A 24,288-nucleotide genomic window follows, 5' to 3' on the forward strand; every position below is an offset into this window, starting at 1 on the left:
GAGTGGTGACTCGGCGTCTATCGTAGCGCTGCGGCCAGCAGCGGTGCTGCAAGCACGTTGACGAGGCCGACGAGAACCATCACCAGGCCGGCGACCGAACCTTCTTCGGCGCCGATCTGGTTGGCCTTGGCAACGCCCGCGCCATGCGCGCCCATGCCGAACAGCGCGCCGCGGGCAAGCGACGATTTGAGCGGCAGGATGCGCAGCAGGTTTTCACCCATGACCGCGCCGAGCACGCCCGTGACGACGACGAACAGGGCCGTCAGATCCGGCACGCCGCCGATGTTTTCCGAGATCGCCATTGCGAAGGGGAACTGACCGAGCGGGGCAGGAGGCTGAGGCGAAGTGTGCCGTCGATGGAGAGCAGACTTGCCAATGCCCAGGCGGTGATGATCGCGGTGCCGCTGCCGACGACCATTCCAAACGCCAGCACCGGCCAGTAGCGCATGATCATCGCCCGCTGCTCGTAGATCGGGATGGCGAAGGCGACGGTGACGGGACCGAGCACGGCCATCAGCCAGCGGGTGGCGCCGATATATTCGCTATAGGTCGTATGTAGCGAAAGCGCGATCACGGCCAGCAATACCGGCGTCAGTACCAGCGGCGACGTCCATAGCGATGGCCAGCGCTTGTAGAGGCGCTTGGAAAGAAAGTAGATGGCGATCGTCGCGGCCGACCAGAAGACGGTGATCAGAACCGTCTCAAGCGATGGCACGACGGGTCTCCAGCCGGAGCATCAGCCGATATCCGAAATCGACGGCCAGCGCCGTCATGCACATAACCATGAAGGTACCGGCGAGAATGACGGCGAGGACCTTGAGCCCGGTCAGGCCAAGAAATTCACCATGGTCGAGAACGGCAAGCACGGCTGGAACGAAGAAGAGAAGCATGTCGGCAAGAAGCACATAGGCGCCGCGACGCATGGTCTGCAGGCGGATCGTACCGGTTATCAGCAGGCAAAGCAGACCGAAGAGACCAAGGACGCTGCCGGGGATCGGCAGGCCGGTGCTGCGGGAAACGGCCTCGCCGGCGAGCCATAGCAGCACGATCAGCGCGACCTGGGCGAGGCGGCTGCGGTGCAGGCTCTTGTGCAGCAGAATGGAGGCCTTGCGCTTGGTCAACGGGTGGATCCCCAAAGTTCAACGATCCTCCCTATGCAGAACTATACGGTACTGTTTTTCCCAAGCAATTGATCTTGCTGCATGAGAGCCATGTGTTTTCAATGGAACACAGCGGCGCACGAGCCCGTCGACGAGGTGCCTGAGGACCTCACCAGGTAAGGTCCAGCCGCTCCAGCCCGTGGAAGTGGTACACGTCCTTTACCCGCGGCGTCTCCGCCACCCGAAGGCCGGCCAAGCGACGGAAGAGGATGGGCAGCACGATATTCAGTTCAAGCCGCGCGAGCGGCGCACCGATGCAGAAATGTATGCCGGCGCCGAAGGAGAGGTTTGCTCCTTCCTGACGATCTGGCCTGAATGCCAGCGGATCGGAGAATTTGTGCGGGTCTAGATTGGCGGCGGCGAGAATGAGGCTCACCTTGTCGCCTCGCTTCAGTGAGACGCCGTCGATCTCCACGTCTTCGAGTGCCCAGCGCTGGAAGATGTGGACCGGCGCGCAAATGCGCAGCGTCTCTTCCACCGTGCGTTCAGTCGCCGCCTCGTCGTGGAACAGATCGGCCGGATCGAGACCGCTTTCGAGGATCACCCGCACCGAATTGCCGATCTGGTGCACGGTCGCCTCGTGGCCGGCATTGAGCAGCACGATCGTGGTGGAAACCAGCTCGTCGTCGGTCAGATACTGCCCCTTGTGCTCCGTATGGATCATGTGGGTCAGAAGATCTTCGGTCGGGTTCTTCCGGCGTTCGGCGATCAGCGTCTTCACATAGTCGGCGAATTCCTTCGCGGCACGATCGGCGGCGTATTCGTCTTCCTTCGAGCGCTTGAACATGTACATGCCGACATAGGCATGGGACCATTTCAGCAGCTGCGGCCCCATCTCGTCGGGAATACCGATCATCCGCGCGATCATCGTCACCGGGATGATGTCGGCGAAGGCGGATAGTAGCTCCGCCTTGCCGTCCTTCTTGAAACCGTCGATCAACCGCTCGGCCAGATCCGCAATCTCCGGCCGCAGCCGTTCGATATGGCGGGACACGAAGGCGCGATTGACGAGTGTTCTCAGCCGCGTGTGTTCCGGTGGCTCGATCTCCAGGAGCGAGTGGCGCTCGGCGAGATCGAAATTCGCCAGATGCGCTTCCGGCTCCGGCAGGCCGAGTTCCTCGCGGCTTGCCACATGCAGGATCTGCCGCCCGAATCGCCGGTCGCGCAGCAGAGCATTCACATGGTCATAGCCGGTGAAGAACCATTGCCGCTGCTCCTCCCAGTAGAAAGTCGGACAGTGCTGATGCAGCGCCGCATAGACGCGGTTCGGGTCGCCATAGAAGGCCGGATTGCGCCCGTCGAGCGAGACGCGACGGGTTTCGGGATCGATGCTGAGGAAATTCGGAAGCGCTGTCATGAACCGATGCGTAGCGCAATTTCTCGGCGCTGCGCAATCGGCTTCGACAACTCTCTCACTCCCCGACGGCGATGCCTTCGCGGCGCGGATCGGCACCGCCGATGAGACCGTTTTCGGTGATCTCGATCGCATGCAGGCCGGAATTCATTTCGCCCGGCTTCACCTCGTAGCCGAGTGCCTTCAGCGGCTCGGCAAATTTCTCCGCCGTCGTGCCCTTCTCGATGTCATAGGTGCCGAAGCGGTTGATCAGATGCGGCTGGGCGACGACCTGTTCCACCGGCATACCCCAGTCGATATAGGCGATCAGAGCCTGCGCCACGTAGCCGATGATCTGGCTGCCGCCCGGCGAGCCGATGGCGAGAAGTGGCTTACCATCCTTCATCACGATCGTCGGCGACATCGACGAGCGCGGCCGTTTGCCGGGCTCAACGCGGTTGGCGATCGGCAGACCCTTGTCATGGGTCTTGAAGGAAAAGTCGGTCAGCTCGTTGTTGAGCAGAAAGCCGTTCGCCATCAGCTGCGAGCCAAAACCGTTCTCGATCGTCGTCGTCATCGAGACGACATTACCTTCCCTATCGACGATGACGAAATGGCTGGTGGAAGGCAGTTCGATCGCCGCGTCGCGGCCGAGCAGCATGGCATGATCCCATTCAGGCTCTCCCGCTTTCACCGCATCCTTGGCAAGCGCCTTGGGACTGGTAGGGTCGCCGTCGAGCAGCTTGGCACGCTCGCCGAGATAGGATTTGTCGAGCAGTCCCTTGATCGGCAGCGGCAGGAAGTCCGTGTCGGCGACATAGCGTTCGCGATCGGCAAAGGCGAGGCGTTGCGCATCGCCGATGATCCGCCAGCTCTCCACATTGTCTGGGCCGAGGCCCTTGAGGTCGAAATTCTCCGTCACGCCGAGCATCTGGCTTATCGCCACGCCACCGGAGGAGGGCGGTCCCATGCCGCAGACATCGAGCGCCCGGTATGAGAAACAGACGGGTTCGCGCTCCTCGATATTGTAGGTCGCGAGATCGACCATCGACAGCACGCCGGGATTGTCGCGCGCACCGCGTACAGTCCGGACGATGCTTTCTGCGATCGGCCCGCGGTAGAAGGCGTCCGAGCCGCCGGTGGCGATCGCGGTCAACGTTTCGGCATAGTCTGGGTTCTTCAGCACGGTTCCAGCCTTAAGCGGTGCACCGGACTGGTCGTAGAAGTAGGACCGCGGCCCTTCATGCTTCTTCAGGCTGTCACCTGCGGCCACGATTAGGGAGGCAAGGCGCGGCGAAACCTCGAATCCGTCGGTCGCCAGCTTCTTGGCCGGGTGGAAGAGGCTGGCCCAGTCAGCCTTGCCGTAGCGCCTGTGGACTTCCTCCATCAGGCGCACGGTGCCGGGCGTGCCGACTGAACGACCGCCGACCACGGCATCCATGAATTTCAGCGACTGCCCCTGTTCATCGAGAAACAGCTTCGGTGTTGCCGCCATGGGCGCCTTTTCGCGGCCATCGAAGGTGGTCAGTCTCTTGGAGGCTGCGTCGTAATAGACGAGGAACGCCCCACCGCCGAGACCGGAGCTCTGCGGTTCGACAAGGCCGAGTACGGTCTGAACAGCGACCATGGCGTCTATCGCATTGCCACCCTTGGCAATCACCTCACGCCCGGCTTCGGCCGCCAGCGGATTGGCGGCGGCGACCATGAAATCCTTCGCCTCGACCCGCTTCGCGGTCGTGGTGCCGGTCGCCCGTTCGGGCGCGTTCATGTCGGAAGCCTGCTGCGACCAAGCTCCGGACGCGGCACCCGCCGCTATGCCGGTGCCGACGATCGCCGAAACTATCATTCTGCCGAGTGTCGTGGTCCGCATGGTCTTCCCTCCAATTTCATGGAGGGAATTTGGGCCGCCGACGCCGACAGGCAATGGTAATGCTACAAATTGAACCGTGCTATCAGCGCTGGCCGATCGCCACGATGCGCCGCAGCGCTGCCACCTGCTGGGTCATGCCGACGTCATAGGCGGGCTCGCCGGGATAGGCGTTGTCGACCGCCGGGATGATAGAGACATCTCGTTCGGTGCCGATTGCCGTCCGGTCGCGGCCGCTCGTCTTGGCGCTGTAGAGCGCGCGATCGGCGGAGCTCAGCAGCGCGTCGAGATCAGCGGTCTTCGCATCCGTGACGGCGATGCCGATGCTGACCGTCACCGGAATACGATGTTCTCCGACCAGGATAGGTTGGCGCTTCAGCGTTGTACGCACAGCCTCGGCAACGCTTGCCGCTTCGATCGTGTCGCTGACATGCATGATCGAGGCGAATTCTTCGCCGCCCATGCGGCCGAAGGATCCGCGTCCCCGCTGGGCCGCGGTGCCGATCCGGCCGAAGGCGACCAGCACCTCATCGCCGGCCTGGTGGCCGTAGATATCGTTGATCTGCTTGAATCCGTCGAGATCGAGATGGATCAGGGCCAGCATGCCGCCCGCATGCGAGGTGGAACGCTTCAGCCGGTGGAATTCCTCGATCATGCCACGGCGGTTCAGGATGCCGGTCAGTGGATCGGTGACAGCGAGCAGCTTGAGCTTGGCCTCGGAACGCTCGTTGATCAGCTTGGCGCCGCTCATGACGGCCGCAACGAAGCAGAGCGCAGCGGTCAGCAGAAGCCAGATCGATTTGGTATCGGTCGCAAACGAACTCGGTTCGCTAATCAGCACAAGCGTGGCGACGAGCGCGCTCGAAAGCACCTGGACGCCGATGCAGGCGGCAAAGAGGCGACGTGTCGCCGAGCGGCTGTTTTTGCCCCAGAGAATGGCGCCGATCAGGATCATGTAGCCCACGGAAGCGGCACCATGGTAGAGCGCCACACGATAGGCGAAGGTTTCGCGGACCGGATCGAGGAACATGCCCGCCACCCATATCAGTGCGGGGATTGCCGCGAATGGGTCGAGGCGGCGATTGTCGAACTGCATCATCCCGACGATCCACAGCCCGATACCGGCCAGCGCGACTGTGTTGGCGATCTCGACCGAGAGAAATTCCGGCAGGCTGCCGCGCAACGCCACCATCCCGACGCCGAGGCCGTGGAAGACGAAGCCAAATCCCCAGCTCAGATAAAATGGCTGACGCTCATAGAACCAACGGGACCATAAGAGCACGCCAAGCGTCGTCGCTTCTGCGGCCCAGATCATGAAACCGGTTACAATATCCAACACAAAACCCCCAGCCGACCCCCGGCTTGGCTCTGGTATATCGTCCAAAGCTTAAAGTGCCGTTTTCAATGCCGGTGGGTCCGGATCAGCGGAGATCCCGAGGTGTCACGGCAAGATAAGGGATTTTGTCGATAGCCCCCGTCGGGTCTTTACCGCTGCTTTACCCTAAGCCGGAAATTGGTCGTGGGAATTGCGCATGCGAGATTGAGCCCGAGCTATTTATTCGCGAAGCCGCAGGCAAGGTCATTGTGAAGAGCCTACGAGTTAAGGATATCGGGTGCTGCGTCTTGAAGTACCGGGCATTGACACTCTATGTAGGGACTGACCCATTCCAATGATTCCGGAGCGCCATGCTGCCTTCGGCAAGGCATTTGACAAAGGACGGACATGACAAATCCAGTTGATACCGCAATGGCCCTGGTGCCGATGGTCGTCGAACAGACCAACCGCGGTGAGCGTTCCTACGACATCTACTCGCGTCTTCTGAAGGAACGCATCATCTTCCTGACCGGTCCGGTGGAAGATCATATGGCGTCGCTCGTCTGCGCCCAGCTTCTGTTCCTCGAAGCCGAAAACCCGAAAAAGGAAATCGCCCTCTACATCAATTCGCCGGGTGGTGTCGTCACCGCCGGCATGGCGATCTACGACACGATGCAGTTCATCAAGCCGGCAGTTTCGACGCTCTGCGTCGGTCAGGCTGCGTCCATGGGCTCGCTGCTTCTGGCTGCCGGCGAGAAGGGCATGCGGTTTGCGACGCCGAATGCCCGTATCATGGTTCACCAGCCGTCGGGCGGTTTCCAGGGCCAGGCTTCCGACATCGAGCGTCATGCGCGCGACATCATCAAGATGAAGCGCCGCCTTAATGAGGTCTATGTAAAGCATACCGGCCGGACCCTGGACGAAGTCGAGAAGACGCTCGATCGTGACCATTTCATGACGTCTGACGAAGCCCAGGAATGGGGTGTCATCGACAAGATCCTGACGTCGCGTCAGGAAATGGAAGGCGGTTCGGAAGGTTAAGCCTGCCAAGGGCTTTCGGCGACTGTAAACCCTATGTGAGTGAAAAGGGGTTTCAAGTCGGCAGGAAAGCGCTATTAGTAACGATTAATGCTGTGTTGAACTTTTGTGACATAGCATTCGTCTCTGAGGGGTTTCGTTGCCGCCGGTCCTTTATGGACCGGTAGAGTACCCCGGAAGCAGGGCAGGCACGTGAGGCCCGTCGGTCTCTCGTGCCGGCAGCGGTAAAGTGGACTGCGCCCGTTTCTTTGAACGTGAGCGCAGAGTGCTGGAAGGAAAATGATATGAGCAAAGTCAGCAGCGGCAACGGCGGCGACTCCAAGAATACGTTGTACTGCTCGTTCTGCGGAAAGAGCCAGCACGAGGTCCGCAAGCTTATCGCGGGCCCGACCGTGTTCATCTGCGATGAATGCGTCGAATTGTGCATGGACATCATTCGCGAAGAGAACAAGACCTCGATGGTCAAGTCCCGCGACGGCGTTCCCACGCCCCAGGACATCATCAAGGTCCTCGACGAATATGTCATCGGCCAGAAACAGGCCAAGCGCATTCTCTCGGTCGCCGTACACAACCATTACAAGCGTCTCGCACACGCCTCCAAGGGTGGTGAAGTCGAGCTTGCGAAGTCGAACATCATGCTGGTCGGTCCGACCGGCTGCGGCAAGACCTATCTTGCCCAGACGCTCGCTCGCATCATCGACGTTCCCTTCACCATGGCCGATGCGACGACGCTGACCGAAGCCGGCTATGTCGGTGAGGATGTCGAGAACATTATCCTGAAGCTCCTGCAGGCCGCCGACTACAACGTCGAACGCGCCCAGCGCGGCATCGTCTATATCGACGAAGTCGACAAGATCTCGCGCAAGTCCGACAATCCGTCGATCACGCGTGACGTCTCGGGCGAGGGCGTGCAGCAGGCTCTGCTGAAGATCATGGAAGGCACGGTTGCCTCGGTACCGCCGCAGGGCGGCCGCAAGCATCCGCAGCAGGAATTCCTGCAGGTCGACACGACGAACATCCTGTTCATCTGCGGCGGTGCCTTCGCCGGTCTCGACAAGATCATCTCCGCTCGCGGCGAGAAGACCTCGATCGGTTTCGGCGCAAGCGTTGCCGCTCCGGACGACCGTCGCGTCGGCGAAGTGCTGCGTGAACTGGAGCCGGAAGACTTGGTCAAGTTCGGCCTCATCCCGGAATTCATCGGTCGTCTGCCGGTTCTGGCGACGCTCGAAGATCTGGATGAGGACGCTCTGATCCAGATCCTGTCGGAGCCTAAGAACGCGCTCGTCAAGCAGTATCAGCGCCTGTTCGAGATGGAAGACGTGGAGTTGACCTTCCACGAGGACGCGCTGCGCGAAATCGCCCGCAAGGCGATCGTCCGCAAGACCGGCGCCCGCGGCCTTCGCTCGATCATGGAGAAGATCCTGCTCGACACGATGTTTGAGCTTCCCGAGATGGAAGGCGTTCGCGAGGTTGTGATCTCGGATGATGTGGTCAAGGGCAATGCCCGTCCGCTCTACATCTATGCCGATCGTCAGGATGAGAAGGCCAACGTTTCGGCCTGATCCAAATCGCGTCAGTCGAAGTCAAGTTCAAGAGGTCCCACATTGGGGCCTCTTTTTGTTGGTAACTCTGTCTGCAAGTATCGTTTGAGCGAAATTTCCATCGCAGGCAGTTGCGCGATATTTGGCTTGCTTTAGACAGGAACGACGAGGATCATCGATCTTCTCGCTGCTTCGCGTTGGGTGCTCTCTTCGGGCAAGCAACCTGCTGTAGGCGTTCCCGGAGTAGGCGTGTTGTATTTGCGTGGGCGCTTTGTAATATCTCTGTCATGCTGTCGGTGGCAGGGCCTCGTGCAAGGCTTGAAAACGATAAGTGAAAACTCCACCTTGGGCGGGAGTGAAGTGCCTGGGTATTTGCTCAGGCCATCCCGGAAACGGGACGATGGAAAGGAAACAAGATGACAAATTCAACGTCTGCTGCATCCGGCGCTGAGACCTATCCGGTCCTGCCATTGCGCGACATTGTGGTCTTCCCGCATATGATCGTTCCCCTGTTCGTCGGACGTGAGAAATCCATCCGCGCGCTCGAGGAAGTCATGGGATCCGACAAGCAGATTATGCTCGTCACCCAGATCAACGCGAGCGACGACGATCCGGAGCCCGATGCGATCTACAAGGTCGGCACCGTCGCCAACGTCCTGCAGCTTCTCAAGCTGCCCGACGGCACCGTGAAGGTGCTGGTCGAAGGCCGCGCCCGTGCCAAGATCGACACCTATACCGATCGCGAGGAATTCTACGAGGCGAAGGCCGAAGTTCTCGAGGAGCCGGAAGAAGACGCGGTCGAGGTCGAGGCCTTGTCGCGTTCCGTCGTTTCCGAGTTCGAGAACTACGTGAAGCTCAACAAGAAGATCTCGCCGGAAGTCGTCGGTGCCGCCAGCCAGATCGAGGATTACTCGAAGCTCGCTGATACGGTTGCCTCGCATCTGTCGATCAAGATCACCGAAAAGCAGGAAATGCTGGAGACGGTTTCCGTCAAGCTGCGTCTGGAAAAGGCGCTCGGCTTCATGGAAGGCGAAATCTCCGTTCTGCAGGTCGAAAAGCGCATCCGTTCGCGCGTCAAGCGCCAGATGGAGAAGACCCAGCGCGAATACTACCTGAATGAGCAGATGAAGGCGATCCAGAAGGAACTCGGCGACGGCGAGGAAGGCCGCGACGAGATGGCCGAACTGGAAGAGCGCATCTCCAAGACCAAGCTCTCCAAGGAAGCCCGCGAAAAGGCGGATGCCGAACTGAAGAAGCTCAAGCAGATGAGCCCGATGTCGGCGGAAGCCACTGTCGTGCGCAACTATCTCGACTGGCTGCTCGGCATTCCGTGGGGCAAGAAATCGAAGATCAAGGCTGACCTCAACAACGCCGAGAAGATCCTGGAACAGGATCACTTCGGTCTAGACAAGGTAAAGGAACGTATCGTCGAGTATCTGGCGGTCCAGGCGCGTGCGACCAAGATCAAGGGGCCAATCCTGTGCCTCGTCGGCCCTCCGGGCGTCGGCAAGACCTCGCTCGCCCAGTCGATCGCCAAGGCGACCGGCCGCGAATACGTGCGCATGGCTCTGGGTGGCGTCCGTGACGAAGCCGAGATCCGCGGTCACCGCCGCACCTATATCGGTTCGATGCCCGGCAAGATCATCCAGTCGATGAAGAAGGCGAAGAAGTCCAACCCGCTCTTCCTGCTCGACGAGATCGACAAGATGGGCTCGGACTTCCGCGGCGATCCGTCTTCGGCCCTGCTCGAAGTGCTCGACCCGGCACAGAACTCGACCTTCATGGATCACTACCTGGAAGTCGAATACGACCTGTCCGACGTGATGTTCATCACCACGGCGAACACGCTGAACATTCCGGGTCCGCTGATGGACCGCATGGAGATCATCCGCATCGCCGGTTACACGGAAGATGAGAAGCGCGAGATCGCCAAGCGTCACCTTCTGCCGAAGGCCATCAAGGAACATGCCCTGCAGCCGAGTGAGTTCTCGGTTACGGACGATGCCCTGATGGCGATCAGCCAGCAGTATACCCGTGAAGCAGGTGTTCGCTCCTTCGAACGCGAGCTGATGAAGCTCGCCCGCAAGGCAGTGACCGAAATCATCAAGGGCAAAACGAAGTCGGTTGCCGTCACGGCCGCCAACATTTCGGACTACCTCGGTGTTCCGCGCTTCCGTCACGGTGAGGCCGAGGGCGAGGATCAGGTCGGTGTCGTGACCGGTCTGGCATGGACCGAAGTCGGCGGCGAACTGCTGACCATCGAAGGCGTCATGATGCCGGGCAAGGGTCGTATGACCGTGACCGGTAACCTGAAAGACGTGATGAAGGAATCGATCTCGGCGGCGGCATCCTATGTCCGTTCGCGTGCTGTCGATTTCGGCATCGAGCCGCCGCGCTTCGACAAGTCGGACATCCACGTCCACGTGCCGGAGGGTGCGACCCCGAAGGATGGTCCGTCCGCCGGTGTCGCCATGGCAACTGCGATCGTCTCGATCATGACCGGCATCCCGGTTTCCAAGGATGTCGCCATGACCGGTGAAATCACGCTGCGTGGCCGCGTGCTCCCGATCGGTGGCCTGAAGGAAAAGCTGCTCGCGGCCCTGCGCGGCGGCATCAAGAAGGTGCTGATCCCGGAAGAAAACGCCAAGGATCTGGCGGAGATTCCGGACAACGTGAAGAACAACATGGAGATCATTCCCGTGTCCCGCATGGGCGAGGTGATCAAGCATGCGCTCGTGCGTCGTCCGGAGCCGATCGAATGGGACGGAACCGTTGAAACGCCGGTCATTGCGACTGTTGAAGGCTCCGAAGACGGAACGACGACCATCGCTCACTGAGCGTCACGGCTTCGTCAAAATGAAACGAAATGTGGAGAAAGCCGGCTCAAAGCCGGCTTTTTTGTGAAAATTGCACGAAGGCCCTTGTTTTTCAGGCTTTTCCAGAGCTTTTGGGTTGCCAAGGTCCGACGCAAAACTATTGTCGGCACCGACCAATTGAGTCGTTCCAAAACCGTTGAAAGGGTGGAAACATGAACAAGACCGAACTGGTATCCGCAGTGGCCGAAAACGCCGGCCTCTCCAAGGCTGATGCCGCCTCTGCAGTCGATGCCGTTTTCGAGACTGTCCAGGCTGAGCTGAAGAAGGGTGGCGACATCCGTCTCGCTGGCTTCGGCAGCTTCTCGGTTTCGCGTCGCGAAGCTTCCAAGGGTCGTAACCCGTCCACCGGCGCAGAAGTCGATATCCCGGCTCGCAACGTGCCGAAGTTCTCGGCCGGCAAGGGCCTGAAGGACGCCGTTAACGGCAAGTAAGATTTAGCCGGGCGGCTCTCGTCCGCTCTGGTCTTGAAGGCCCGGCTCATGTCGGGCCTTTTTGCGTTTTGCTTGATGTTGTGGAATGCAACCAAGGATCATCGGAAGTGTCATGCGGCTGTCATGACACTGGACCAAAAGCCCACCTGTGGTTTCACGGAGGGCTTTCCAATGACATTCTCTATACGCATCGCGCTGACCGCGACGCTTCTGGCTTCGGTAGCCGTTCCGGCTGGTGCCGAACAGGTTTTCAATCGCATCGCTTCCTTCCCCGTCGCGACGAACCTCCCCAAGGGTGAGGACAAGGCGACGTCGTCGGAAATCATTACGGCGACAGCTGACGGCAACACCCTGATCTATTCCGACGCGCCGGGCGGTACGATCGGCTTTATCGACATCACCGACGCCAAGGCTCCGAAGGCCGGCGGTTCGATCGCCATCGATGGCGAGCCGAATTCGGTTGCCGCGGCAGGTGCCAAGGCTCTCATCACCATCGACAACACGGAAGACTTGACGAAGCCTGCGGGCAAGCTTGGTGTCATCGATATCGCCTCGAAGAAGCTGGAAATGACCTGCGACCTCGGTGGCCAACCGGACAGCGTCGTCGTGGCGCCGGATGGCTCGTTCGCTGCCATTGCCATCGAAAACCAGCGAGATGAGGATCTGAACGACGGCGCCCTGCCGCAGCTTCCGGCGGGCGAACTGCTGATCGTCACGCTGAACAACGGCGTTCCGGCCTGCGAGAGCATCAAGCATGTCGATGTCACCGGTCTCGCCACCGTTGCTCCGGAAGATCCGGAACCGGAATTCGTCAACATCAACGCCAATGGCGAAATCGCTCTGACGCTGCAGGAAAACAACCACGTCATCATCATCGACTCGAAGACCGCCAAGGTCACCGGCCACTTCACGGCCGGCACGGTCGACCTGGAAGGCGTTGATGCCAAGACTGACGGTTCTCTGAATTTCTCCGGCAAGTTGACTGCCGTTCCGCGCGAGCCCGACGCTGTTAAGTGGCTGGGCACTGACCGCCTCGTCATCGCCAACGAAGGTGACTACAAGGGCGGCTCGCGCGGCTTCACCATCTTCGATCGCTCCGGCAAGGTCCTCTACGATGCCGGCATGACGCTCGAACACGAGATCGCACGTCACGGCCACTTCCCGGAAAAGCGTGCCAAGAACAAGGGCATCGAGCCGGAAGGCATGGAAGCTGCCGTCTTTGGTGGCCAGCAGTATTTCTTCGTGCTGTCCGAGCGCGGTTCGATGATCGCCGTCTACAAGGATACCGGCGCCGAGCCTGAGCTCGTACAGCTTCTGCCGTCGGGCGTGTCGCCGGAGGGTGCTGTCGCAATTCCTGGTCGTAATTTGCTCGCATCCGCCAACGAAGCCGATCTAGGCGAAGATGGCGGTCCGCGCTCGCACGTGATGCTCTATGAGCTGGCCGAAGGTGAAAAGGCCTATCCGACGCTCGTCTCCAAGGATCTGGATGGCAAGGTCGTCGGCTGGGGCGCTCTTTCCGGTCTCGTCGGCGACGCGGAAAAGGACGGCACGTTCTACGCCGTGTCCGATCTCGGTCTATGCCATGCAGCCGTCGATCTTCACCATCGACGCGACGAAGAAGCCTGCCGAGATCACCAATGTCCTCCTTGTGACGCGCAACGGCCAGCCGGCCCAAAAGCTCGACATCGAGGGCATCGCGCTCGACGGCAAGGGCGGTTTCTGGCTGGCTTCGGAAGGCGACAGCGCCAAGCTCGTCGGCCACGGCCTCTACAACGTCAACGCCAAGGGCGAGATCAAGGCCGAGATCGGCCTCCCCGCCGAACTTCTGGCTGGTGAGAGCCGCTACGGTCTTGAGGGTGTTACCGCCGTCGGCTCCGGCGACGATCTGACGCTCTGGATGGCGATCCAGCGCGAATGGAAGGACGACCCGAAGGGCCAGGTGAAGCTTCTGTCCTACAAGCCGAAGTCGAAGGAGTGGGCGGCTGTCCGCTATCCGCTCGAAAAGGCTGACAAGGGCTGGGTCGGCCTGTCGGAAATCACCGCCAACGGCGACTACCTCTACATCGTCGAGCGCGACAACCTCATCGGTGACGAAGCCAAGCTGAAGAAGCTTTATCGCGTCGCGCTCAAGGACCTGAAGCCTGCCGAACTCGGCGGCGAACTGCCGGTCGTTACCAAGGAAGAGGTCCACGACTTCCTTCCCGACCTGAAGAGCGCCACCAACGGCTACGTCCTCGACAAGCTGGAAGGGTTCGCCTTCGACAAGTCCGGCAAGGCCTTCATGGTCACCGATAACGACGGCGTGGACGACAGCTCCGGGGAGACGCTGTTCCTGCCGGTCGAGATCAAGGCGACCAACTGATCACGATGTTTTAGCACTCACATCAACAGGAAAAGGCCGGGCATTTATATGCCCGGCCTTTTTTATTGCGCGGTCCTGTCCTAAATCTGGCGTTCCCGATGTGTTCGCATGAGCCGATTCTGATGACCGCTTTCCGCTTCATCCACGCCGCAGACCTACATCTCGGCAGTCCCTTCCAGGGGCTGGCGCTCAAGGATGCCAGCCTCGCCGAGCTGTTTGTCGAAGCAAGCCGCAGCTCCTTTTCGCTGTTGGTGGATGAGGCTGTCGCGAGAAAGGTCGATTTCGTCATCGTCGCCGGCGACGTCTATGACGGCGATTGGAAGGACAATAAGATCGGCCTGTTCTTCAACCGCGAGATCGCGCGGCTGGAACGCGCCGGTATTCCGGTCTTCCTGCTGAAGGGCAACCACGACGCCGAAAGCGTGATCACCAAGACGATCACGCTGCCGAAGAATGTCAGCGAGTTCCCGACAAACAGGCCCGGCACGTTCAAGCTGGATCACTTGAAGGTGGCGCTGCATGGTCAGGGCTTCGCCGAGCGGTCGGCGACCGAAAACCTGGCGCTCGCCTATCCGAAGCCGGAGGCCGGCTGGTTCAATATCGGCGTTCTGCACACCTCGATGACCGGCCGCGAGCCCCACGCTACCTATGCGCCGTGTTCGCTGGAAGATCTGCGCTCGCGCGGCTACGACTACTGGGCGCTCGGCCATGTCCACGATTTCGAGATCGTCTCGCAGGATCCGCTCGTCGTCTTCCCAGGCAATATCCAGGGCCGCTCGATCCGAGAGCAGGGTGCCAAGGGTGCCGTGGTGGTTACGGTGGAAGACGGCCGCGTCAGCCATGAACGTTTGATCACCGACAGCGCCCGTTTCGCCGAAATCTCGATCGATCTTGCTGCCGATGACGATGTGCCGGCCATCCTCCGTCGCGTGGAGAACGCGCTCGACGGTCTCGTCGAAACGATGGAGGAACGACCCTTGGCGTTGCGCGTCAGGCTGGGTGGGAGAAGCCGGTTCCGGCGCGAAATCCTTGCACGGGGAGGGGATTTTCGTGATGAGGTGCAGGCCGCATGCCATCGCTCCCATGCCGATATTTGGCTGGAAAAACTTGAGCTGCGCATGGAGCCGGACCAGGAGATTGTCGATGACGATAATGCTGTACTCGGCCTTGAGGGCCTGATCTCGACGGGTGGTTTCTCTCCTGAACTCGTCGATGAGGCAAGCGCACGGGTGGCCGAAATTGCCGCACGCCTGCCGGGTGGGCTCGGTGCGGACGCCCTTCCGCTCGGCGCCGATCTCGATACGCTTCTGGCCGAGGCCCGCGATCTTCTTCTTGCCCGTGCCGCGAGGGCCGGCTGAGCATGCGTTTCGAACGACTGGATATTCTTCGCTACGGTGCCCTGACCGATCGCCGCCTGACCTTCCGACCGGATGCCAGACTGCATATCGTCTACGGTCCGAACGAGGCCGGTAAATCCTCGGCGCTGTCGGCAATCTCGGATCTATTGTTCGGTTTTCCGGATCGCTCCGAATATGGTTTTCTGCACGACAGCGCATCGCTTCGTGTCGGTGCGCGTCTCGTCACCCGCGATGGACGCGAACTCGAATTTCGCCGCCGCAAGGGACGCAAGAACACGTTGCTGTCCGACAGTGATACGGAGGGCGCTCTTCCGGACGATGCGCTGGTGCCGTTCCTCGGCACGCTCTCGCGCGATGTCTTTGAGCGCGCCTTCGGCCTGAACTCCGGTACGCTGCGCCATGGCGGCGATACGATGCTGAAAAGCGGCGGCGAGATCGGTAGCCTTCTTTTCTCCGCGGCATCCGGTCTTACGGGCCTTTCCGGTCTGCGTAAATCATTGGAGGCAGAGGCAGACGGAATTTACGCCCAGCGCAAGTCCAAGGACCGGCTCTTCTATCAGGCGCTCGATATCCATGACGAAGCGCGTCGAGCAGAGCGCGAGAGCGAGCTGAAGGCGAGTGACTGGAAAGGATTGCTGAAAGAGCAGGCAGAGGCCGAGGAGGCCGTGACGGCGGTCCGCAACGAACGCGAGGCGACAAGACGAGAGCTGGAAAGCCTGCGGAAGTTGCTCCAGCTCGAGCCCGTTCTGGCGGAGCTCGATCGCGAGCGGCAGCGGTTGGCGAGCTATGATCATCTTGGCGAGCTTCCGACGGGCTTTGCAGCTGAACTTGCGGAGGCTCTGGAAAGTTCACGGCTGAATTCTGAGGCCCGACGCGTGGCGGAAGCCGAGACCGGGCGACTGAAAGACGATCTGGCGGCACTGCATGTTGATGCCGCACTGCTCGCCGCTGCCCCGCGCATCATCGCTGCCCATACAGGTCTGGGGGTATATCTCAATGCGCGGGAAGACATTTCTCGCGTGCGCCAAGAGGTGGACGGCTTTGACCAGCGGCTCGTCCAAGCCGCAAAACGGCTTGGCTTCTCCAAGCTTGCCGAACTTGAGCGCGCCCAACCGACAGATGCTGACCTCGTCCGGTTGCGCGATATCGTGGACCAGGGCGCTGCACTCGATCGCAGTCTCAAGCAACAGCGTCTGCGGATTGAGGAGGAGCGCGAGGCACTACGCCGTCTCGATGTTGATGCGGGGCGCGTGAGGCTTATCGATCCCAAGTCATGGGCCGACCAGTTCGCAGCGCTGCGGCCGGATATTTCGGCCCTTGCTGAAAAGGAGGCACTGAAAGTCCGTGCGGCGCGCGCCGAGAGTGACCTTGCGGCCGCAGCAAGCCGCCTTGATCCGCCCGTTACGGATATTGCGCGCCTGCTTGCGACCCCGCTGCCGGACATTGTCACGCTCAATACGCATAAGGGGCTGATCGATGCTGCAAGGGCAGAAAGCCGGCAGCGACATCAGGAATTGTCTGCTCGTCTCGATGATGCGCAAAAAGTGGTCTGCCAGCTTGAGGCCCTTGAGGCCGAGAGAGGGTTTGTATCGCGTGTAGACGTGGAGGCAGCGAGGGTGGGCCGCGACGCCCTGTTCGATCTGATCGCCGAGGAACCGACATCCGAAAGGATCACGGTGTTTCGTCACGCCAGCATGGAAGCGGACAGATTGTCGGACGCTGCGCTCGCAGATGCGGAGCGAGTATCACGCCACGCGGAACTGACGCTGCGTCGGCGCGACCTCGATCAGGCGATTGCCAAGCTCGAAAGCGAGGCGAAGGAAGCGGAAATCGCTGCTGCCGACGCTCTGACCGAGTTTGAGGATCTTTTCCACGCTGCGCCAGTCGTCCCGTCCGCTGCCGACAAGATGATCGAATGGCGCCGCGCTGTCGATGATCTCGCGGCACGCCAGGCCGTTCTCAACGATGCCGTCGATGCGGTCGAAGCGCTGAGGCTGAAGGAAGACGTGTTGGTACCGGCGCTCGCAGATCTGGCAGAGGCCATCGGCGTTACTATCGGAAGCATGCCGACGGGAGCTCTTGCTCGGGACATCGAGCGCCGTCTCGAAGAGGCTAGTCGGATCTGGACCGAGGGTCGATCGCTCCAGCGTCTGCGGTCTGCAGCTGAGGAGGCACTGGCGCGGCTGGAGGAAAAAGAAGCTGATATTGTAGGCGACATCCAGCGCTGGCGTGGAAGTTTCGCCTCGGCGGCCGCCCTTGTCGGTTTGCCGGAGGACGTCACGACGGAGATGGCGCTCGCTAGTCTCGATGTCTGGCGCGTTGTTCCAGACCTCTTGGCAGAGCGGGAGAACCGTGATCGCCGTGTGCGCGGTATGACGCGAGACATGGACGAGTTCGAGTCGGCTGTGCACGCGCTTTGCCGCGAGGTCGCACCCGATTTGGCCAAGCTGCCTGCCGACGTGGCCGCTGGCATGCTGAACGAAAAGGCTGCCCACGCGAAGACTGCCGACAGCCAGCGGAAGGTCGTCGCTGCAGCCTTTGAGCGGGCGCGATTGTCTTATACCCGTACCGTCGCCGAGACGGCTGCTATCGATGAGCAGCTTGCCGCGATTGCCGGTGCTGTTGGGCGCGACACGTCGGGTCTGTCGACGATGTTGGAGGAACTGAGAACGCGAGCCGAGGCGGAAGCTGGTCTTCGCCAGTCCCGGATCCGCTTTGCCGATCAGGCGGCAGGCTCGCAGGAAGAGGATATTCGCCTTGCTTTGGAAGGGTTCGATCGTGTCGCAACAAGCGTCAGGCTTGAAGAACTTGCCGCTGCCGACGAGCGTCAGGTCGAGAAACTGCGCACATTGGGTGCGGTCCAGGCAAATATAGAGCGGCGTCGCACGGAGCTTGAAACGGGTATCGGCGCTGAAAAGGCCGTCTTCCAGAAACGCGCGGCCGAAGAGGAGGCACGTGAACTGGGCCGGCGCTGGGTCGTCCTCAAGCTTGCCAGCGCGTTGCTCGCCGGTTCGATGGAAAGTTACCGTGAACGCCAGGCCGATCCGGTGATGAAGCGGGCAGGGGTATCTTCTCGAAATTGACCGGCGGCCGTTTCGCGAGGTTGCTTCAGATCTATGACGACAGTGACGAGTTGCAACTGGCCGTGGAACGTCGCACCGGCGAGCAGGTTCCGCTGGCTGGCTTGAGCGAGGGCACCGGCGATCAGCTCTACCTGGCTCTGCGCCTTGCCTTCCTGGAAGACTATTGCGCTCGTAACGAGCCCGCGCCGCTGATTCTGGATGATATCTTCCAGACGTTTGACGACGAGCGTACGGCGGCTGGCCTACGTACTCTTGCCGCCGGTGAGGCTGTATCGCAGACGATCCTTTTCACCCACCAGATGAGCCTTGTCGAAACGGCAAAGCAAGAGCTCGGCGGCAATTTGGATCTAGTCAGACTGGGCGGACTGACCTGATGCGGGTGGTTTGCGGCTGAGCGAAAGGCATCCAAGTTCCATCTGTATGATCGAGGAGCGCATCGTGCGGCCATCGCTTTCCTGCCGTGGCAGGGCACAGCCGACTGAGGTCGAAAGCGGGACGATCAGCAGGTTGAAACGATTCTCGTCACCGCGCTCCCGTTCAAAGGTGATCCGGTAGTTTTCCAGCAAAGAAGAGAAGTTTCTTCGCGCGGTGATCCGACCCTCGATATAGCCGCGACTTTCGACTGAAAGCGCCAGTCCGAATCGGTCGATCGAGATCGAGCGCGAGGCGAATGAGTGCCGCGTCCTCAACCGGATCGAGCAAGCTGAGCTTTGCCCGGAATGTTCGGAATGAATCAGGCGAGGTTCCCTTTGCCTGGATGAAAAGAACCGACGGTTCCGATGTTGATCCAAGTTCCTGGGAAAAAACGCATTCCCAGTCATTGCCCGATGCCTGGAAGGCTGCCGCAGCCCCATCGACGCCCAATTGCCGGCACCGATCATAGGCTGCCTGGCTTGGGAAATGCCTGAACGCAGTTGTTGTGTCCATCTCGCGCGACATCAGTTTGGGGGAAGGCTGCAACGCGGCTGAGCCTTCGAAAATGTTTGGGGGCTCCACCCGTAGTTGGTTCGATGATTCTCAGGTAATCCTGAAGTCCAAGCCAGTCGGCAAGGCGATGGAAATTCCGCGCCTGATTGACTGCGAGCACCGTACCGACAAGCAAAAGCATCGCTAGAATCAAAAGTGTTCCGAAAATCCTGAATGCCTTTCGCCTGCGCCGAAGGCGCATCAGGGGCGTTAAGACATCAGGTTTGTCCGCTGGGGACATATGCTCGGTTCCAACTCCAGATTTATTCTCAGAGCATTGCCATAGGAAAAGGGTGCCTGTCCAAGCATGATTCTGTTGATTGGTAAGGAGTTTTCCACGCGCCGATTGTGCCGTTAACCACGTTGGTTAGTAGGCATTTAAGTCAACTTTTCTAGGTTCGCCTCTTGAGATCGGTTTGCTAGAGACTATGGCCATAAAACCGCACCCTCGTTTATTTTGGGTATGGCCAAAGTCATGGTGCTTGTTGTTCGTCGTCCGGTGTGCTTTCAAGGGCGTCGAATTTAGGTTGATGAAGCGGTCAAAACTGCTTTCTCGGCAATGCCTTGGAGTATCGAGATTTGGTTCGAGTAACTGCGATCGTAATCTGTGCGGCCCTGGCCGGTTGCCAGGCAGTGCCCGGAGAAGGCCCTCTTACGTCGGCGATCAATGCGGACGGGGGCGTTCGGCATCGGAAGTAGGGCGGCCGAATGCTGCGGTCTTCGAAATCGTGGATGTCGACAGCCGCTCGGCGAGACTGGTTTCCGACTATACCTCGACCGCGATGAAGCGGCGTTTCGGATTCGGCGGCGGTGGTGCAGGTCGTGCCGTCATCGGTGTGGGCGATCAGCTGAAGATCACCATTTTCGAGGCCGGATCGGACGGGCTTTTCTCCACGAGCGAGATCGAAGCAGACCGGACTTGATATCGTCGTCCAGCCGGACGGCACTGCGGCTGTTCCCTATGTTGGAACCGTTCGGTTCGCTGGCAAGACTTTGGAAGAAGCGCGGCAGTCCATCTTGACCGCACTGCGCAGCAAGGCAGTCGAACCCGATGTCATCGTTGCCAGCATGGATACGCCATCGAGGTCGGTCACGGTCTCCGGCGCTGTGGGCAAGTCCGCACAGATCCCGCTGAATTTGAGTGGCGAGCAGATCACCGATGTCATCGCCAAGGCCGGTGGTCCGGTTGCTCAGCCGTATGAAAGCTACATCACGCTGGTACGCGGGCGGCGCACCGGTACTGCGCTTCTCAAGTCGGTCATCGAAAACCCGAGCGAGAACATCTATGTTCAGCCGGGCGACCAGATTTTCGTCAGCCGTGATCCCCGCACCTTCACGCTGCTTGGCGCCGTCAAGGGCAATGCCCGCGTGGAATTTGGTGCCAATGATCTGAACCTGCTGGAAGCCGTTGCACTCGGTGGCGGTGGAAACGATCAGGCGGTCGATGCGACGGGCTATTTCCTGTTCCGTTATGAAGAGCCGGAAGTTGTTCAGGGGCTGGTCGGTCAGGCTCGCTTCGATGAGTTGCTGCGAAAAGGAATTCGCTCGGATAAGGAAGGTCGCTATCCGATCGTCTATCGCTTCGACATGAGCAAGCCGGACAGCCTTGTCGTCGGGCAGACATTCCCTGTAAAGAGCCGGGACGTCATCTATGCGTCGCGTCACCGGAACGTTGATTTCGCCAAGTTCCTCTCGCTTATCGGTTCGCCTTTGGGCATCGCGGCGCAGGGTGCTGGCGTAGCAGCGGTCGCCAACAGCGTCAGCGACTGACGCTGAAACCTGACTGCATGACGCGGCCCTGCAGCATTTTTGGGCCGCTTGAGAATATATTTTCGCGTCAGGGTTGCGCCTGTTGAAAACTGTTGACAGGCGCCTCACGGCGCTTTTCTCGTGACAACTGTTGCCAACTATGTTGTTAAAGTTGATTAAGTGCGGCCTAATCCGCTTACGCCATTAATGCTGTAAACAGCACCGAGTGACGATGACGATAGAAGTAATTGGCAGAGCCTGTGTAGCCCCAGGCGCAAACTCTATTCAGGAACTTCAGCAAGTCCTTAGAAAAGGGCGTTGTACTGTCACGCAAATCCCTTCCGACCGATGGGATCTGGCGCGGTTCTGGCACCCTGTACAGGGCACACCCGGCAAGACCTATACTTATGCCGCGGGCGTGATTGACTCCGTTTATGATTTCGATCCGGGCGTTTTCGGCCTGTCGCAGCGCGAAGCCATGCAGATGGATCCGCAGCAGCGCGTGCTCTTGCGGCTGGTCTGGCGGGCGCTGGAAGATGCAAATCTTCCGGCAAGCACGCTCGCCAACGAGAAGGTCGGCGTTTATATCGGCGCTTCCAGTCTTGAGGCTGGCAACCTTTCCGCCGAAGATCCTGCGTCCGGCAGCCCGTATTTCATGACGGGCAATACGCTCTCGATCGTCTCCAACCGCGTCTCGCATGTCTTCGGCCTTAACGGACCGAGCATGACGATCGATACGGCCTGTTCGTCCTCGCTGGTCGCTCTGGATCAGGCCGCCCGCGCGCTTGAGCGCGGCGATATCGACACGGCAATCGTCGGCGGCGTGAACATTCTTATCTATCCGCTCTCCTTCGTCGGTTTCGCCCAGGCGCGCATGCTGTCGCCGGAAGGCCTCTGCCGCGCCTATGACACCAATGGCCATGGTTACGTCCGCGCCGAAGGTGGCGCCGCAATCGTGCTTCGTCGCAGCGATAGGGCAAGGCAGCAGAAGGACCGCAGTTACGCGCGCATCCACGCGACGGGCGTGAACTCCTCCGGCCGCACCAACGGCATCAGCCTGCCGTCGCGCGAGGCTCAGGCCGACCTGCTGCGCTCGATCTACCAAGGTAACAATATCGACGTGAACCGCGTCGCCTTCATCGAAGGCCACGGCACCGGCACGCGCGTCGGCGATCCGGCCGAAGTCTGGGCAATCGGCAGCGTCATCGCCCAGAACCGTCGCGCGCCTTTGCCGATCGGTTCGATCAAGTCGAATATCGGCCATACCGAGCCGGTATCGGGCCTCTTCGGCCTGCTCAAGGCCATGATATCGCTCGAGAACGACTATCTCCCGGCGACGCTGCATATTGAAAAGACCAATGAAGATATCGATTTCGACGCACTCAATGTGCGCGTCAACACGTCCGCACTGAAGCTGCTTCCAGCCAAGGAGGCACGACTTGCCGGCGTCAACTCCTTCGGCTTCGGCGGCACCAATGCACACGTCGTCATTGGCGATCCCGAGCCTGCGAGCGAGGCCGATGCGCCGGCCAAGGGCGACAACGTGCTCTTCCTCGCCAGTGCCCACAGCGCGACTGCGTTGCAGACCTTGCTTGAAGATTATCGCAAGCGTCTTTCCACGGCTGAGCCTGCGGCTGCGCGCCGGATCGTGGCTGCGACGACGACCAACAGGGATGCCCTGAAGCACCGGTTCGCCGTCGACGCACGCAGCGAAGACACTGTCCTGCAGGCAATTGAAGCACATCTGGCAGGCGAAGCCTGCGATGGCGAGCGCGGCGAAGCGCCTTCGCATGTCGGCAAGATCGCCTTCGTATTCTCCGGTAACGGCGCGCAATGGGCCGGCATGGGCGTTGACGCCTATCGCGAAAACCGTCATTTCCGTCAGTATTTCCAGTCGTTCAGCGCGCTGTTCGAATATCATCTCGGCGAGAAGCTGACCGATCTCATCGTCGCCGATGACATCAATGCGCGGCTTGCCGATGCAACCATCGCCCAGCCGCTGCTCTTCGCGGTACAGGCAGCACTCTCCGATTGCCTTGCTGCGCACGGCATCCGTCCCGATGTGGTCTTCGGCCACTCTGTCGGCGAAATCGCGGCTGCCTATGCGTCAAAGGCGCTGACCGCGGCTGAATCGGTTGCGATCGTGGCCAAGCGTTCGCGCTCACAGCATTTGTTTGCCGGCCAGGGCAAGATGGCTGCTGTGGTCATGAGCGAAGAGGCCGCAGCGGCCTTCGCCAAGACCCACGGTCTCGACGGCATCTGCGTCGCCGCAGTCAATGCTCCGAACTCGGTCACCATTTCCGGACCGGTCGAGGAAATTCAGGCATTCCGCGATGCGGCCCGCAAGGTCCAGGTCGTCGCCCATATCCTCGATATCAACTACCCGTTCCACCATCCGATCATCGACAGTGCGCGCGCCGGCTTCCTTGCCGACCTGCCGGCCATCGAGCCGCAGAGCGCTGCCTGTACCTTCGTCTCTACCGTCACCGGCGGCATCTACGATGGCCGTGGCCTCGATGCCGATTACTGGTGGCGCAATGTCCGCGAGCCGGTGCTCTTCCGCTCGGCCGCCGAGACGGCGCTCGATCTCGGATGCAACCTCTTCATCGAGATCTCGCCGCGTACGATCCTGTCCAATTACGTGTCCGAAATCGCCAAGAACATAGCGCAGCCGGCGACCGTGATCGGTACGCTGCAGCGTGAGGCTTCCGTCGAAGGCCGCGATCCTGTCGCCCGTTCGTTTGCCCGCGCCATTGCCCATGGCGCAGTGCCGGCTCCGTCGCGCCACAGCGGCAAACGCAATGCATTGGCCGACCTGCCGTCGCTGCCTTTCGAGCCGATGTCGCTCAAGATGCCGGGAACGACGGACGAGATCGACGTCTTCGGTCGCGACCTGAAGAGCCGCTACACGCTGCTTGGCTGGCGTAACGACCCGAATGGTTCTCACTGGAAAAACCACATCGACGCACTGCTTTTCCCCGATCTTGCGGAACACGTGGTCGATGGCCGCGCCATCCTGCCAGGCAGTGGCTTCCTCGATATCGCCGTGACGGCGGCGCAGGCGCATTTCGGCACGGACGAGATCGAGATTTCCAACATGGAGATCGTGCGGCCGCTGGAACTGCGCCCCGATCGCATGCTCGAAATGTCGACAATCCTGTCGCCCGAGACCGGCAATATCGAGATCTCGTTCGCGTGAGCGCCTGAGC

14 protein-coding genes and 3 pseudogenes are annotated in these 24,288 nt (G+C 60.4%); 10 read left to right on the forward strand and 7 right to left on the reverse strand.

What is annotated here, in order from left to right; all coding sequences use genetic code 11:
• Positions 1-17 precede the first annotated feature (17 nt).
• The 5 genes and pseudogenes from N7E02_RS23125 to N7E02_RS23145 form a co-directional block, all read right to left on the reverse strand.
• Positions 18-715: pseudogene (locus N7E02_RS23125) on the reverse strand (LrgB family protein).
• The gene (locus N7E02_RS23130) at positions 702-1,130 is read right to left on the reverse strand and encodes a CidA/LrgA family protein (protein ID WP_374730743.1); all 429 of its coding nucleotides are present in this window, start codon (positions 1,128-1,130) and stop codon (positions 702-704) included. The pseudogene N7E02_RS23125 and the gene N7E02_RS23130 overlap by 14 nt, the downstream one beginning before the upstream one ends.
• A gap of 139 nt (positions 1,131-1,269) precedes the next feature.
• The gene (locus tag N7E02_RS23135) at positions 1,270-2,517 is read right to left on the reverse strand and encodes a cytochrome P450 (protein ID WP_286579927.1); all 1,248 of its coding nucleotides are present in this window, start codon (positions 2,515-2,517) and stop codon (positions 1,270-1,272) included.
• 55 nt (positions 2,518-2,572) lie between these two features.
• Positions 2,573-4,339 carry a gamma-glutamyltransferase gene (gene ggt / locus N7E02_RS23140; protein WP_286583996.1) on the reverse strand — a complete coding sequence of 589 codons (1,767 nt, stop codon included), beginning with the start codon at positions 4,337-4,339 and terminating at the stop codon, positions 2,573-2,575.
• Between the two features lie 106 nt (positions 4,340-4,445).
• Positions 4,446-5,696 carry a GGDEF domain-containing protein gene (locus N7E02_RS23145; protein ID WP_286579928.1) on the reverse strand — a complete coding sequence of 417 codons (1,251 nt, stop codon included), beginning with the start codon at positions 5,694-5,696 and terminating at the stop codon, positions 4,446-4,448.
• Between the two features lie 387 nt (positions 5,697-6,083).
• Here N7E02_RS23145 and clpP point away from each other — a divergent pair, with 387 nt between their 5' ends.
• The 8 genes and pseudogenes from clpP to N7E02_RS23185 all read left to right on the forward strand — a co-directional run bounded on the left by clpP (position 6,084) and on the right by N7E02_RS23185 (position 18,738).
• A complete protein-coding gene (gene clpP / locus N7E02_RS23150; protein ID WP_286579929.1) occupies positions 6,084-6,716 on the forward strand; it encodes an ATP-dependent Clp endopeptidase proteolytic subunit ClpP in 633 nt (210 codons plus the stop codon).
• Between the two features lie 281 nt (positions 6,717-6,997).
• Positions 6,998-8,275, forward strand: coding sequence for an ATP-dependent Clp protease ATP-binding subunit ClpX (clpX, locus tag N7E02_RS23155; RefSeq protein WP_286579930.1), 1,278 nt, complete (start codon positions 6,998-7,000; stop codon positions 8,273-8,275).
• 395 nt (positions 8,276-8,670) lie between these two features.
• Complete coding sequence (lon, locus tag N7E02_RS23160) at positions 8,671-11,091, forward strand: endopeptidase La (RefSeq protein ID WP_286579931.1); 2,421 nt, start codon at positions 8,671-8,673, stop codon at positions 11,089-11,091.
• A 191-nt stretch (positions 11,092-11,282) separates the two neighbouring features.
• On the forward strand, positions 11,283-11,561 hold the full coding sequence (hupB, locus tag N7E02_RS23165) for a DNA-binding protein HupB (protein ID WP_093001373.1): 279 nt from the start codon (positions 11,283-11,285) through the stop codon (positions 11,559-11,561).
• Between the two features lie 171 nt (positions 11,562-11,732).
• Positions 11,733-13,923, forward strand: a pseudogene (locus tag N7E02_RS23170) (esterase-like activity of phytase family protein).
• 122 nt (positions 13,924-14,045) lie between these two features.
• A complete protein-coding gene (locus N7E02_RS23175; protein ID WP_286579932.1) occupies positions 14,046-15,281 on the forward strand; it encodes a metallophosphoesterase family protein in 1,236 nt (411 codons plus the stop codon).
• A gap of 2 nt (positions 15,282-15,283) precedes the next feature.
• Positions 15,284-18,364, forward strand: coding sequence for a YhaN family protein (locus N7E02_RS23180; RefSeq protein ID WP_286579933.1), 3,081 nt, complete (start codon positions 15,284-15,286; stop codon positions 18,362-18,364).
• Entirely contained in the window at positions 18,361-18,738 is a 378-nt protein-coding gene (locus N7E02_RS23185; protein WP_286579934.1) for an ATP-binding protein, read from the forward strand. The genes N7E02_RS23180 and N7E02_RS23185 overlap by 4 nt, the downstream gene beginning before the upstream one ends.
• On the opposite strand, the gene N7E02_RS29910 is transcribed toward N7E02_RS23185, so the two are convergent.
• Both N7E02_RS29910 and N7E02_RS29915 read right to left on the reverse strand, forming a co-directional pair.
• Complete coding sequence (locus N7E02_RS29910; protein ID WP_353622927.1) at positions 18,712-19,020, reverse strand: DUF6030 family protein; 309 nt, start codon at positions 19,018-19,020, stop codon at positions 18,712-18,714. The genes N7E02_RS23185 and N7E02_RS29910 overlap by 27 nt on opposite strands.
• Positions 18,902-19,303 (reverse strand): DUF6030 family protein, encoded by a 402-nt coding sequence (locus tag N7E02_RS29915; RefSeq protein ID WP_353622928.1) that lies wholly within the window; start codon positions 19,301-19,303, stop codon positions 18,902-18,904. The genes N7E02_RS29910 and N7E02_RS29915 overlap by 119 nt, the downstream gene beginning before the upstream one ends.
• A gap of 606 nt (positions 19,304-19,909) precedes the next feature.
• Here N7E02_RS29915 and N7E02_RS23195 point away from each other — a divergent pair.
• Positions 19,910-21,100, forward strand: a pseudogene (locus tag N7E02_RS23195) (polysaccharide biosynthesis/export family protein).
• Between the two features lie 211 nt (positions 21,101-21,311).
• Positions 21,312-24,278 (forward strand): type I polyketide synthase, encoded by a 2,967-nt coding sequence (locus N7E02_RS30240; RefSeq protein WP_445344461.1) that lies wholly within the window; start codon positions 21,312-21,314, stop codon positions 24,276-24,278.
• Positions 24,279-24,288: the final 10 nt, after the last annotated feature.

The organism is Terrirhizobium terrae (assembly GCF_030323265.1).
In the GTDB taxonomy this organism is placed as follows: domain Bacteria; phylum Pseudomonadota; class Alphaproteobacteria; order Rhizobiales; family Rhizobiaceae; genus Neorhizobium.

Excerpts from the sequence above, each read along its gene's own strand:
- N7E02_RS23135 (WP_286579927.1), bottom strand. The coding sequence starts at position 2,517 with ATGACAGCGCTTCCGAATTTCCTCAGCATCGATCCCGAAACCCGTCGC.
- ggt (WP_286583996.1), bottom strand. The coding sequence starts at position 4,339 with ATGATAGTTTCGGCGATCGTCGGCACCGGCATAGCGGCGGGTGCCGCG.
- clpP (WP_286579929.1), top strand. The coding sequence starts at position 6,084 with ATGACAAATCCAGTTGATACCGCAATGGCCCTGGTGCCGATGGTCGTC.
- clpX (WP_286579930.1), top strand. The coding sequence starts at position 6,998 with ATGAGCAAAGTCAGCAGCGGCAACGGCGGCGACTCCAAGAATACGTTG.
- lon (WP_286579931.1), top strand. The coding sequence starts at position 8,671 with ATGACAAATTCAACGTCTGCTGCATCCGGCGCTGAGACCTATCCGGTC.
- hupB (WP_093001373.1), top strand. The coding sequence starts at position 11,283 with ATGAACAAGACCGAACTGGTATCCGCAGTGGCCGAAAACGCCGGCCTC.
- N7E02_RS23175 (WP_286579932.1), top strand. The coding sequence starts at position 14,046 with ATGACCGCTTTCCGCTTCATCCACGCCGCAGACCTACATCTCGGCAGT.
- N7E02_RS23180 (WP_286579933.1), top strand. The coding sequence starts at position 15,284 with ATGCGTTTCGAACGACTGGATATTCTTCGCTACGGTGCCCTGACCGAT.
- N7E02_RS29915 (WP_353622928.1), bottom strand. The coding sequence starts at position 19,303 with ATGTCGCGCGAGATGGACACAACAACTGCGTTCAGGCATTTCCCAAGC.
- N7E02_RS30240 (WP_445344461.1), top strand. The coding sequence starts at position 21,312 with ATGACGATAGAAGTAATTGGCAGAGCCTGTGTAGCCCCAGGCGCAAAC.